General features: G+C 69.2%; 10 protein-coding genes and 1 pseudogene. 7 read left to right on the top strand and 4 right to left on the bottom strand.

The genetic code is table 11. The features are described 5' to 3' along the window. The first annotated feature begins 88 nt into the window (after positions 1-88). The 5 genes and pseudogenes from DMB66_RS21405 to DMB66_RS21390 all read left to right on the top strand — a co-directional run bounded on the left by DMB66_RS21405 (position 89) and on the right by DMB66_RS21390 (position 4613). On the top strand, positions 89-1141 hold the full coding sequence (locus DMB66_RS21405) for a sugar ABC transporter substrate-binding protein (RefSeq protein ID WP_125805892.1): 1053 nt from the start codon (positions 89-91) through the stop codon (positions 1139-1141). 98 nt (positions 1142-1239) lie between these two features. Further along, positions 1240-1614 (top strand): annotated as a pseudogene (locus tag DMB66_RS63885) (ATP-binding cassette domain-containing protein); the annotation flags it as partial. 280 nt (positions 1615-1894) lie between these two features. Next, positions 1895-2827, top strand: coding sequence for an ATP-binding cassette domain-containing protein (locus tag DMB66_RS63880; RefSeq protein WP_233624746.1), 933 nt, complete (start codon positions 1895-1897; stop codon positions 2825-2827). A gap of 2 nt (positions 2828-2829) precedes the next feature. Then, complete coding sequence (locus tag DMB66_RS21395; protein ID WP_125805891.1) at positions 2830-3873, top strand: ABC transporter permease; 1044 nt, start codon at positions 2830-2832, stop codon at positions 3871-3873. Positions 3874-3911: 38 nt separating this feature from the next. Then, on the top strand, positions 3912-4613 hold the full coding sequence (locus tag DMB66_RS21390; protein ID WP_125805890.1) for a FadR/GntR family transcriptional regulator: 702 nt from the start codon (positions 3912-3914) through the stop codon (positions 4611-4613). Positions 4614-4668: 55 nt separating this feature from the next. On the opposite strand, the gene DMB66_RS21385 is transcribed toward DMB66_RS21390, so the two are convergent. Further along, positions 4669-5001 (bottom strand): L-rhamnose mutarotase, encoded by a 333-nt coding sequence (locus DMB66_RS21385; RefSeq protein ID WP_125805889.1) that lies wholly within the window; start codon positions 4999-5001, stop codon positions 4669-4671. Positions 5002-5121: 120 nt separating this feature from the next. Continuing rightward, complete coding sequence (locus DMB66_RS21380; RefSeq protein ID WP_125805888.1) at positions 5122-8055, bottom strand: right-handed parallel beta-helix repeat-containing protein; 2934 nt, start codon at positions 8053-8055, stop codon at positions 5122-5124. A 246-nt stretch (positions 8056-8301) separates the two neighbouring features. On the opposite strand from DMB66_RS21380, the gene DMB66_RS21375 reads away from it, so the two are divergent. Further along, positions 8302-9069 carry a FadR/GntR family transcriptional regulator gene (locus DMB66_RS21375; protein ID WP_125805887.1) on the top strand — a complete coding sequence of 256 codons (768 nt, stop codon included), beginning with the start codon at positions 8302-8304 and terminating at the stop codon, positions 9067-9069. Positions 9070-9286: 217 nt separating this feature from the next. After that, complete coding sequence (locus tag DMB66_RS21370; RefSeq protein WP_125805886.1) at positions 9287-11851, top strand: excinuclease ABC subunit UvrA; 2565 nt, start codon at positions 9287-9289, stop codon at positions 11849-11851. Here DMB66_RS21370 and DMB66_RS21365 read toward each other — a convergent pair. Both DMB66_RS21365 and DMB66_RS61285 read right to left on the bottom strand, forming a co-directional pair. After that, positions 11808-12203: a helix-turn-helix domain-containing protein gene (locus DMB66_RS21365; RefSeq protein ID WP_125805885.1), complete on the bottom strand. Its 396-nt coding sequence runs from the start codon at positions 12201-12203 to the stop codon at positions 11808-11810. The genes DMB66_RS21370 and DMB66_RS21365 overlap by 44 nt on opposite strands. Positions 12204-12326: 123 nt before the next feature. Then, on the bottom strand, positions 12327-12633 hold a 307-nt coding region (locus DMB66_RS61285), incomplete at its 5' end, for a nuclear transport factor 2 family protein (protein WP_158647311.1).

Raw genomic sequence — 12633 nt, 5'->3', positions numbered from 1 at the left:
CCGCCCGGCGGCATCATCCTTCTGCGGGCGAGCACGTCACCCTCGTCCGCCGCCCGGCGGCTCCTCATCCTGAAGAGAGAACACGGCCATGAAGCTCGCTCGCACCAGATCCACCGCCGCCACCATCACCACCGTCATCGCGGTGCTGTCATTGACCACCGCGTGCAACCGCGACAGTTCCGACCCGGCCGGCTCCGGCAGCGCTGCCAAGCCGGCCATCGGCATCGACCTGCCCCGTTCCGATTCCGACTTCTGGAACTCCTACGCCCAGTACGTGAAGAAGGACATCGAGTCCAGCGGCGTCAACGCCCTGCCGCTGAGCAACTCGCAGAACGACGTCACCAAGTTGGTCGCCAACGTCCAGGTGTTCGAGAACACCGGGGCCAAGGCCGTCGTCATGGCCCCCCAGGACACCGGCGCCATCGCCTCCACCCTCGACAACCTCGCGGCCAAGAAGATCCCCGTGGTCAGCGTCGACACCAGGCCCGACAAGGGCGACGTCTACATGGTGGTCCGCGCCGACAACCGGGCGTACGGCTCCAAGGCCTGTGAATTCCTCGGCGAGCAGCTGGGCGGCAAGGGCAAGGTCGCCGAGTTCCAGGGTGCCCTGGACTCCATCAACGGGCGCGACCGCTCCGAGGCCTTCGCCGCCTGCATGAAGGAGAAGTTCCCGAAGATCCAGTTCTTCGAGCTGCCCACCGACTGGAAGGGCGACGTGGCCTCCGCCAAGCTGCAGAGCCTGCTCGCCCAGCACCCCGACCTGAACGGCATCTACATGCAGGCCGGCGGTGTCTTCCTGCAACCGACCCTGGCGTTGCTGGAGCAGAAGAAGCTGCTCAAGCCGGCGGGCCAGCCGGGCCACATCACGATCATCTCCAACGACGGCATCCCGCAGGAGTTCGACGCCATCCGCAAGGGCCAGATCGACGCCACGATCTCCCAGCCCGCCGACCTCTACGCCAAGTACGCCCTCTCCTACGCCCAGGCCGCGGTCGAGGGCAAGACCTTCAACCCGGGCCCGACCGACCACGACTCCACCATCATCAAGATCCCGAACGGCCTGGAGGACCAGCTGCCCGCGCCGCTGGTGACCAAGGACAACGTGGACGACAAGGCCCTGTGGGGCAACAACGTCGGCTGACGGCCGGCAGCTCCCGTCTGTCACGTCGAGGGGGCGGGCACGCCCCGCCCTCGAGACCCCTCGACCCCGGCATCCCACCACGAAGGACGGCAACCACCATGGCGGACACCGCGACCGCCCCGGCGATCGGCCCCGGGAATCCGGCCCTGGTGGCCGAGGCGACCGGCATCAGCAAACGGTTCGGCGCGACCATCGCGCTGCGCGACGCCCGCATCAGCATCGCCGCGGGCGAGTCGCACGCCCTGGTGGGACGCAACGGCGCCGGCAAGTCGACGCTCGTGTCCATTCTCACCGGCCTCCAGCCGCCCGACACCGGTTCCCTGCGCTTCTCGGGAGAGCCGGCGCCGGCCGTCGGCGACATCGACGCCTGGCGCTCCCGCGTCGCCTGCGTCTACCAGCGCTCCACGATCATCGGTGAGCTGACCGTCGCCGAGAATCTCTTCCTGAACCGGCAGAGCGCTGCCGCGTTCCGGCCCATCCGCTGGAAGCAACTACGCCGGCGCGCCTCGGAGTTCCTCGGCGAGTACGGCGTGGCGGTCCGACCCCGCCGCGCGCGCGAAGGACCTGACCGTCGAGCAGCGGCAGTTCATCGAGATAGCCCGGGCGCTGTCCTTCGGCGCCCGCTTCATCATTCTCGACGAGCCGACCGCGAAGCTCGACGCCCGCGGCATCGGCCGGCTCTTCGACAAGCTCCGCGACCTCCAGGCCCAGCAGGGCATCGCCTTCCTCTTCATCTCCCACCACCTGCAAGAGGTGTACGACCTCTGCACCACGGTCACGGTCTACCGCGATGCCGCCCACATCCTGACCGCACCCGTGGCCGAACTCGGTCACCAGGCGCTGGTGGAGGCCCTGACCGGCGAGTCCGCCACCCCGGCAGCCGCCGCTGTCAGCGGCGCCGCGGCCGAGCGGACCAGCGCGCCGGAACTCCTGGCGATCGAGGACCTGACCCTTCCCGGTGCCTGCGGGCACCTGTCCCTGTCGGTCCGCTCAGGTGAGGTGGTCGGGCTCGCCGGAGCGACGGCCAGCGGCAACGTGCGAGTAGGCGAGGCCGTCGCCGGCCTGCACCACGCCGAGCACGGCAGGATCGCCGTCAACGGCCGGACCCTGCGCACCGGCAGCGTTCCGGCCGCCCTCGCCGCCGGGGTCGGCTTCATCCCCGAGGACCGCCACCTGCAAGGACTGGTCAACAACCGCAGCGTGGCGGAGAACGCGACGCTGACCGTCACCGACCAACTCGGCCCGTTCGGCACGGTACTGCCCGCCCGCACCCGGGCCTTCGCCGAGCGCATGATCCGAGATCTCGACATCAAGACCCCCGGCGCCGCCACCCCGGTCGCCGCCCTCTCCGGCGGCAACCAGCAGAAGGTCGTCGTCGCCCGCGCCCTGGCCACCGACCCGCATGTGCTGGTCGCCATCAGGCCCACCAACGGCGTCGACATCAAGTCCAAGGAGTTCCTGCTCGGCAGGATCCGGCAGGTCGCCGACGACGGCAAGGCCGCACTGATCGTCTCCGACGAACTCGACGACCTCCGCGGGTGCGACCGGGTCGTCGTCATGTTCCACGGCCGGACGGTCGCCGAGTTCGACCGCGGCTGGCAGGACGAACACGTCGTCGCCGCCATGGAGGGCGTCGGCACCTCCGCCGCATCCACCGCACCCGGCACCGACGAGCACGGAAGGTAGTCATGTCCGCCACCACAGACCTCACCGAGCCCGCAGCTAGCGCGGCGGATCCGACCGCCGCGGCCACCGACCGCCGCCGGATCGACCTCGGCCGCTTCCGTGAGCTGTCTCTGATCCCGGCCATCCTCGTCCTGATGCTGATCGGGTTCATCGTCTCGCCGGCCTTCCTCACCGCCGACAACCTCATCGGCGTCCTGCAGCAGTCCACCGAGCTGAGCCTGCTCGTGCTGGCCACCGCGCTGATCCTGATCTCCGGGCGGATGGACCTGTCCCTGGAATCCACCATCGGTGTGGCGCCCGTCATCGCCGTCTGGCTCGTGCTGCCCGCCAGCGGTGCGCGGTTCACCGGTCTCGGGCTGTTCCCCGAATGGATGGCGGTCCCGCTGTGCCTCCTGGCCGGCGCGGCGATCGGCGCCTTCAACGGATTCCTCATCCTCAAGCTGCGCCTCAACGGGTTCATCGTCACCCTCGGCGCCCTGACCATGCTGCGCGGACTCCAACTGGCCATCTCCGAGGGCCAGTCCATCGTGGAGCTGCCACCGTCGTTCGCCTACCTGGGAAAGACCGCGTGGCTCGGCGTCCCGGCCGCCATCTGGATCTGCGTGGTGCTGTTCGCGGTGGGTGCCAGCGCACTGGCATGGCTCCGGCACGGCCGGGCGCTGTACGCCATCGGCGGCAACGCGGAGGCCGCTCGCACCGCCGGCATCCGCGTCGACCGGATCGTGTGGATCGTTCTGATCATCGGCAGCCTGCTCGCCGCGTTCGCCGGCATCCTCTACACCGGCCACTACGGCTCCATCTCCGCCACCCAGGGCAGCGGCTGGATCTTTCAGGTCTTCGCCGCGACCGTCATCGGTGGCGTCAGCCTCAACGGCGGCAAGGGCTCGGTGTTCGGAGCCCTGACGGGTGTGCTGACGCTCCAGCTCGTCGTCAACGTCATGACCCTGGCAGGCGTCCCGCCCCTGTGGAATCAGTTCCTCAACGGCGCCATCATCATCGTCGCGCTGATCATCTCCCGCTTCGCCTCGGGCGAGAAGCAGGAATAGCCGCAGGTCCCGGCACACCGCACAGAGAGAGGCAACTCGTGGCACTGACGGACGAGGCGATGGACAAGATCAAGTCGATGATCCTGGCCGGGGAGCTTCCGCCCGGCGCCCGGCTGCCCAAGGAGGACGTTCTCGCCGGCCAGCTCGGCCTGTCCCGCGGCACGCTCCGCGAGGCGGTTCGGGCGTTGACCGCCATGAAAATCCTGGTCACCCGGCAGGGCGACGGCACCTACGTCTCCAGCCTGGAGCCCCACCTCCTGCTCGAAACCCTGTCCTTCGCCGCCGATGTCTCGCAGGGGCGCACCGCCCAGCAGCTGCTACAGGTGCGCAGAATGCTCGAACCGCAGGCGACCGGATTGGCCGCGGCGCTGCTGCGACCGCACGACCTTCAGGAACTCCGCGACATCCTCGACCGGGGCCGCTCCGCCGCCACTGTCGAAGAGTTCGTCGCCCATGACACCGCCTTCCACTTGCGCATCGTTGAAGCCGTCGGCAACCCGGTGCTCTCCATGCTGCTGCAGGTTCTCTCCACCCGGACCCAGCGGGTGCGCATCGTCCGAGGCACCCGAACCCGTCACGCCCTGGACAGCGCGAAACAGGACCACGAGGAGATCCTCCATGCGCTGCAGACGCGTGATGCGCCGCTGGCCGTCTCCGCCGCGACCGTGCACATCGCCGCCGTCGAGCAATGGCTGGCGATCAGCCTCATCGACGACCCCCTCGATGCGATCGACGAATGACCGAGCCGCCACAGACTCGCGTCCAACCGGTGCCGGGTGGGTGCGGTGCCGCCCGTCATGGCTGCTCCCGCAGGCGGTAGACCTCCGTGGCCTCGACCCACCGTTCGCCGGGGCCGGCGGTGGGCAAGGGCTGCTGGCACGGGTCGGTCAGCTTCCACCAGGCGCGGGTGCTCTCGTCGGCGGACAACGCCGCCATGTCGGCGTCGAAGTCATCGCCGACGTACTCGTAGTAGGAGAAGAGCACGCCGTCCCGGAGAAAGATCGAATAGTTGGTGATGTTGCTGTCCCGCAGCCGCTGTTCGACGCCTGGCCAGACGTCGGCGTGCAGCGCGAGATACTCCTCCGCCTTCTCCGGCCGGAGCTGGATAATCGATGCGACCCGCTTCATCCGCTTTCCCCCATCGTTTCGTTCAGCGCCGTCGTGCGCTTCTCGCGGGAACAATCTTGCCCGCCGCGTCGGTCCGGGTGAACGCCCCGCACCGAACCGCACGACGGGCCCGCGCTCGTGCTATGCGACGCTGAAGTTGCCGAAGGTGTACTGCCCCTGCACGCCGGCGGCATGGGAGGTGGCGATCAGCCCGGCGTCCTGCGCCGCGGCGATGCCGGGAAGACTCACCGTCGAGCCGACCTTGACCCAGGTGGTTCCGTCGGTGGAATAGTAGCCACTGACCTGATTTCCGGAGCGGACCAGACGCACCCAGGCCGGCGCCCGGATTCCGCCGACGGTGCTGAACGAGTCGAGATAGCCGTTGGCATCGGCATCCCATTGGAAGGCGACTCCGTTGCCGGGCGTCACGACCATGACGGCGTAGCCGGCCGAGGTCCGCGCCCCGGTGAGGTCGTTGCGGATGGCCACACCCGCCTTGGCCCACGGATCGGTGTTGTCCAGGTGGGTGACCCGCGCGGTCACGGTGGCGGCGTTGCCGACCGCGTCGTCCCGGTAGATGGTGCCGTACTCATCGAACGAGCCGCCGGCGTCCTGCCACATGTCGGTGCCCGAGGTGATGATGGCGTACTCGGACGCGGCCTCGGCGAACCGGCTGGGCACCGATCCGTATCCCCGCAGCGTGGACAGCGGATTGAGGGCAGTCAGCAGGAGCGACCGGGTGACGGCGTACCGGATCCCGTTCGCACGGAAGCTCAGCGCCGCCTCGAGGGACGCCCGGCTGACCGGGGTGGTGAACGACGCGGGTGCGGTGACCGTCCACGACTGGGTCGCCGTGGCCCCCGGGCTCAGGGATCCCAGGGGCTTCCCGATCCGTACGGCCCGCCAGCCCTGGGCGACCGTCAGCGAGGCGGTCAGGTTGGCGACGCCGCGATCGCTGACGTCCTGCACCGTGGCGGTGACCGTGGCGGAGCCGCCGGCGCTCACGGTGGCCGGGTAGGCGGTGAGGACCGCGCTGACCGGCGGACGATGCGGGTCCGGGCTCCGGTATCCCCCGGTCGGGCCCGCATGGAAGATCACCCGGCTGGCGTCGTGGGGCGGATTCGCCGCGCTGATGGTGACGTTGCCCCCGGCGACGTTGCCGCGGCTGCCGTTCACGATGCCGGTGATGGCGGGATTGGTCGCGAAGTTGTCGACCACGATGAGGTCGCCCGTGCGGTTGCCGTTCTGGTTGTTGGCATGCGCCCACTGCCCGGCGGTGTTGACGAAGACGTTGCGGCCGACGCCGATGAACCGAGAACCCTCGTCGAAGTACAGACCGAGTTGCCCGCTGGTCTCGCAGAAATTCTCGTCGATGCGGCTGCCCGGCATCGCCGAGAGCGTGTAGATGCAGCTGGCGTCGGTCAGGGTTCGCACGACGTTCCGCAGATGGTTGCCGGCGACCCGGACCTCGCTGAGGGTCGTCGGGGCGTCGTAGACCGGCTGGAAATCGTAGAGACCACGGTTGCGGTACTCGGGACTGCCACCCGGGTCGTTGGCGCCCCAGCCGAAGCCGATCCCGATCCCGGTGTACGGCATGTCCGCGATGGAGTTGTGCTCGATGGCCAGCCGAGTGACATAGCTGGCGAAGATCGCGTCCTGGTCGAGGTACTCCAGGGCCGTGGCGTGGATGCGGTTGTCGCTGAGCCGGATGTCGCTGTTGATCATGCGCGGGTCGGACGGGTGGTGGGCATCCGGGCGGACGCCGCCGACCACGATGCCGCCGCCGGCGCTCGCGGTGAACGTGTTGCCCACGACCGAGATGTCGTGGGCGCCAAGTCCCACCCCGGTGGCGTGGGCGTTGGCGTCGTTGCCGATGCCCAGGCCGACGGAGCCGAGATTCACGAAGGTGTTGTCGAGGAAGCTGATCCGCTCGGCTGCGGATACCTGCACCGCCGCGGCGGCCTGCGCCCAGTTGTTGCGGGATCCCTCGAATCCTCGGCAGCCGACCGCGCAGGAGGTGAACGCGTCGGCGGGACGGTCCGGCTGCACGCCGGTGATGAACGTTCCGGTCTGCTGGTTGGCGTATCCGTCCTGGGAGCTGGGCCGCAGCCAGGTGGTGCCGGTGAAGGTCAGCCCCTCGAAGCGGAGGTCGGTGGCCGGCTCGGCGTAGCTGCCACCGACCTCGATCAGCGATTCCAGTCGCGGCAGCTCGACTCGTGCGCGCCGCAGGTCCTGGCCTGGAAGTGGCTTGTAGTACAGCGTCCCCGCGCTCTCGTCCAGGTACCACTCGCCGGGTTCATCCACGAAGCTCTTGGCGTTGAGCAGGGAGAACACCGGAGTCCGAAAGGGAGACTGGAGGGTGTCGTAGCCGTAGGTGTTGTTGTTCCACGCGGGCTGCTGCATGACAACGGTCGAGCCGGTGATGCTCCGCACCGGCGCGAAGCGGTTGGTGAACGTCAGCATGGCCTGGAATTCGATGCGTTCCTGGTGCGGCAGTGCGGCCAGATAGGCGAGTTTCGGATTGTTGACGGTGAAGCCGGCCGGGTTCAGCGTGATGTCGCTGCGCGCCAAGCCGAGCCGCGCTCGCTGGGCCAGGACCCCGTCGACGTACAGCTGCCGGCTGTCGAATCCGGTACCGACGTCGGCCTTGTGGATTCCCGTCGCGGCGTCGTCGAGCTGCCAACCGGTGACGGCTCGGGCACCGCTCAGGACGGGCTTGGCTCCGCGCGCGGCTTTCCAGGTCACGGTGTGCCCACGGCGGCCGGAGTCGACGGCACCGAACCGCAACGGCGAGTTCAGCCGGTAGCTGCCGTCCAGCAGTTGGACGGTGACGTCCCGGTTGCCTTTGGCCGCCGCGGCCCGCGCCCGCCTCTGTGCCTCCTGAACGGTTGCCAGCGGCCGGCCACTCGTGCCCGGGCCCCGGTCGTCGGCATGCCTCGCTCCGGAGGGTGCGACGACGATGGTGTGAGTCGATCGACCCGCCTCCGCCGGGGACGTCAGCGACCCGGCGAGCAGCGCGGCAGCGATCAATACCGCGGCGGGCCTTCGGTGATACGGCGTGGCGGAACGAGACACGACGGTTCCCTTCTTCGGTGGATGTGACCTACGGGGCGACGCGGACATCGAGCACGCGGCCTGGTGCCGAACGGCGCGCCGCGATCAGTACCTCGGCGACGAAGGTCGGGATGTCGTCCGGGTACTGCCCGCGGCCCTCGGTGCAAGAAGTGAGAGGAAAGTAACTCGTATGACGTATGACGTCAACGTATCCGCGTAGACTCAGCGCGGCAGCAGCGCCGCCAGCAGTGGGCGATCGGAGGAGACATGACCGGGATCCGGCAAGCAGCCGCCGGCGCTCCAGCGCCGGAGTGGGCACGACGACCGGCGAATCTCGCCAAGGCCGTGACCGCGGAGCTGGTGCAGCGCATCGTCCGCGGCGTGTACCAGCCCGGTACTCCGCTGCCGCCGGAGCCCGCGCTCGGCGAGACCTTCTCGGTGAGCCGGACGGTCGTCCGGGACGCGGTGAAGATCCTTCAGGAGAAGGGGCTGGTGCGGGTCCGGCAGGGCACCGGCACGCTGGTGACACCGCCGACGACGTGGGACATGCTCGACGAACTCGTCCTGGCCGCGACCATCGCCGAGGACGAGAGCCTGGCGATCCTCGACGACCTCGTCACCACCCGGCGGCTGCTGGAGTCCGACATGGCCCACCTCGCCGCCCGGCTGGCAGACCAGGACACCATCGACCGGCTCCGCGAGCTCGTCGACCGGATGGACCAGCTCGCCGACGACCCGACCACCTACGCCGAGCACGACCGCGCCTTTCACGACACGATCATGCAAGCCTCGGAGAACCGCATCGCCCGGGCCGTCGTACGCTCGCTGGAAAGCCAGGTCGTCAACACCGCCCGATACATGGGCAACCCCGCGCGTGCCATGTGCGTGGAGTCCAACCGCGGCCACCGCCGCATCTACGAACGCATCGCCGCCCACGACCCGAGCGGCGCCGCCGAGGCAACGTTCACGCACATCACCGAGGCCTGGCTCGTGCGCCGCAGCGGGCCCGGCACGCCCGCGCGCCTGCGACGCTGAGGCCGTCGCGGCGAGGCCGGACACCTGGATCCCGCTCAGGGTCGTCTTATGATCTCGACCACATCCTGTTTTGGTTACCTTGAGGTACCTGGTTCCGCGTCGTGACCATTGCTGTCCAGCGGCGAGAACAGCTCTCCCTCCAGCACGAACCGGGCTCCGCCGCGGTCGTGAACTGTTCGGCTTCCCGTGCCAGGGCCCGACCCACCCAGGAGTGACAATGACGGACCTGCGGCAGGAGTCACCGTTGGCGATCCAGGTGCGCGGTGCGCGGGTGCACAACCTGTCGAGCATCGACGTGGATGTGCCGCTGCGGCAGTTGGTGGCGGTGGCGGGGGTGTCCGGGTCGGGGAAGTCGTCGCTGGCGATGGGCGTGTTGTATGCGGAGGGTTCGCGCCGCTACATCGAGGCGCTCTCGACCTACACCCGCCGTCGCATGTCCCACGCCACGCGCGCCGCGGTGGACAGCGTCCGGCACATTCCCGCGGCGCTGGCCTTGCGCCAGCGTCCGGGAGTGCCGGGGGTACGGAGCACGTTCGGCACCTCGACGGAGTTGCTCAACGTGCTGCGGGTGATGTTCTCCCGGCTCGGGGCGCACGTCTGCCCGAACGGGCACCGGCTCGAGCCGACCATCGACGTCGCCGCCAACCTGGACCTGACGTGCCCGGTGTGCGGGGCCGTGTTCTACCCGCCGGGCGCGGAATCGCTGGCGTTCAACTCCGACGGAGCATGCCCGACCTGCACCGGGACCGGCCTCTTCCGGGAGGTCGACGAGGCCGCGCTGGTGCCCGACCCGTCCCGGACGATCGCCGACGGCGCGGTGGCGCCGTGGTCGATGTTCGGATTGACGGTCATGCCCCAGGTCGTCGCCGAGCTAGGAGTACGCACCGATGTGCCCTACGCGCAGCTCACCGACGCGGAGCGGAACGTCGTCATGCACGGCCCGGAGGAGAAGCGGCACATCTCGGTGCCCTCGAAGAGCGGGAAGCTGTTCGAGCTGAACTTCACCTACCGCAACGCCCGGCTGGCCGTACGAGAAGCGCTGAACAACGCCTCCAGCGAGCGCGGCCTCAGCCGGGTGAACAGGTTCATCAGCAGCCAGGTGTGCCCGTCGTGCCACGGGACCAGGCTCAGCGAGCAAGCCCGCGGCACGCAGGTCGCGGGAATCAACCTCGCCGAGGCGACCGCGAAGACCCTCGATGAAGGGATCGCGTGGGCCCTGACGGTCGAGGACACGCTGCCGGCCGAGATGCGCCCGATGGCCGCCATGATCGTCTCGCAGCTGACCGGGATGGCGCGGCGCCTGGTCGAGCTGGGACTGGGATACCTCGGTCTCGACCGGGCCAGCTCCACGCTTTCCACCGGCGAGCGGCAGCGCGTCCAGCTCGCCCGCGCGGTGCGTAACCAGACCACCGGCGTGCTGTACGTCCTCGACGAGCCGTCCATCGGCCTGCACCCGGCGAACATCGACGGCCTGATCGGCGTGATCCGGGACCTCCTCCGCGACGGCAACTCCGTCGTCCTGGTCGACCACGACGTACAGGTGCTCCGCGAGGCCGACTGGCTCATCGAGATCGGCCCCGGCTCCGGCAGCGAAGGCGGCACCGTGCTCGCCACCGGCACGGTCGAGGACCTGGGCGAAGACTCCGCCTCGCTCATCGGCGGCTTCCTCGCCGGCCGGGAACCGATCGTCGTACGCGACCAGGCCGACCCCGCCGCACTGTTCGACCACGGCCGCATCCGCCTGAGCACCCACCCCCTGCACACGGTGCACGCCCTGGACGTCGAGATACCGAAGGGCCGGCTCACCGCGGTGACCGGCATGTCCGGCTCCGGCAAGACCACGCTGGTCCTGGACAGCCTGATCCCGGCCCTACGCGCGAAGACCTCAGCGACGGCGATGCCGGATCACGTGGTCACGCTCCAGGCGCCCGGCATCAAAAGGGTGAACGCGGTCGACGCGACTCCGATCGGCACCAACGTGCGCTCCACCGTGGCGACCTACAGCGGCATCCTCGATGACCTGCGCCGGGCGTACGCCGCGACCGATCCGGCCCGCGAGCGCGGATTGACCGCGTCCGACTTCTCCTACAACACCGGCTCGTTGCGCTGCCCGCGGTGCCAGGGCACCGGTCAGATCTCCCTCGACGTGCAGTTTCTCCCCGACGTCGACATCCCCTGCCCCGACTGCGGCGGCACCCGATACGCGCCCGGGGCCGACGACATCCGCCGCACCGCGCACGACGGCGCCGCGCTCTCGCTGCCCGGGTTGCTCGCACTCACGGTACGGCAGGCCGCCGCGGCAGTGCCGGACCTCGCACCCGTATGCAAGAAGCTCCAAACCCTCGTCGACCTGGGACTGGGCTACCTCACCCTGGGCGAGGACACCCCCGCGCTCTCCGGCGGTGAGGCGCAACGGCTCAAGCTCGCGACCGAGCTGAACCGGGACCAGTCCGACACCCTCTTCGTCCTGGACGAGCCCAGCGTCGGCCTGCACCCGCTCGACATCCGCGTCCTGCTCGGTGTGATCGACCGCCTCGGAGCCAAAGGCGCGACCGTGATCGTCATCGAGCACGACCTCGACATGATCGCGAACGTCGACTACATCATCGACATGGGCCCCGGCGGCGGCACCGCGGGGGGAAGAGTCACCGCCTTCGGCACACCACAACAAATCGCGGATGATCCCGCCAGCATCACCGGCCGGTTCCTCCGCGAGCACCTGGACCTGGCGGGTGTGTTCAGTCGACCGAGGCGGTGTGTGGAGTCAACGGCGGGGCGCTGAAATGGTCACGGGCCACGAGGACCTCGGCGATGTGCTCCTCGGCCCAGTGGGCCAACGCCTGGAGGGGCCCGTGCAGGGTTTGCCCCAACGCGGTCAACTCGTACTCGACGCGGGGCGGCATCTCGGCGTAGACGTGCCGCTCGACCAGGCCGTCGCGTTCCAGCACCCGCAACGTCTCGGTGAGGACCTTGCCGCTGATCCCGTCGACCGCCTCGCGAAGGTCACCGAAGCGGTGCCTACCGTCGCCCAGCACAATCACGATCATCGCGGTCCACTTGTTGGCGATGTGGGTGAGCGACAGGCGCGACGGGCAGGTCCTCATCAGCACGTTCCACTCCGGCTGCTGTGCCATGAGGCCGGCCCTTTCGGCTGCACCGAGACTGAGGATCTCTGATCGAAACTATAGGCGGCCCAGCGGCGAGAACGGCGCCGGAGGGAGACATCTGACGCGCGACCCGTACACCGGGATCCGCGCTCAGCCGGCGCCCCAGAAGGCGTCCTCATCCGCCTGCGCGGAGGAGAACAGCCACACCTCCGCGATCTTCTCACCCTCGATCCTGAGCACGTCGACACCGTCCATCGACATCTCGGCACCGTTGCTGCGCTTGCCGCTGAAGTGGATGGGAAACGCACACACGTCGCCATTGACCATGGGAGCACCGGTCGCCGCGAGCCTGAGGGTGCCCTCGCTGAGCGTCATGGTGGCACCCAGCAACTCGCCCACCGCGGGAGCGCYGCGGTAGGTGCCCGAGAGCTGGCTGCTGCCGGGCTGGTGCCACACG

The sequence above is a fragment of the Actinoplanes sp. ATCC 53533 genome (assembly GCF_003947245.1).
This window is presented reverse-complemented; position numbering and strand designations above follow the sequence as displayed.

Coding starts and splice junctions, on each gene's coding strand:
- DMB66_RS21395 (WP_125805891.1), top strand. CDS start 2,830: ATGTCCGCCACCACAGACCTCACCGAGCCCGCAGCTAGCGCGGCGGAT.
- DMB66_RS21385 (WP_125805889.1), bottom strand. CDS start 5,001: ATGAAGCGGGTCGCATCGATTATCCAGCTCCGGCCGGAGAAGGCGGAG.
- DMB66_RS21365 (WP_125805885.1), bottom strand. CDS start 12,203: ATGGCACAGCAGCCGGAGTGGAACGTGCTGATGAGGACCTGCCCGTCG.
- DMB66_RS21370 (WP_125805886.1), top strand. CDS start 9,287: ATGACGGACCTGCGGCAGGAGTCACCGTTGGCGATCCAGGTGCGCGGT.
- DMB66_RS21405 (WP_125805892.1), top strand. CDS start 89: ATGAAGCTCGCTCGCACCAGATCCACCGCCGCCACCATCACCACCGTC.
- DMB66_RS21375 (WP_125805887.1), top strand. CDS start 8,302: ATGACCGGGATCCGGCAAGCAGCCGCCGGCGCTCCAGCGCCGGAGTGG.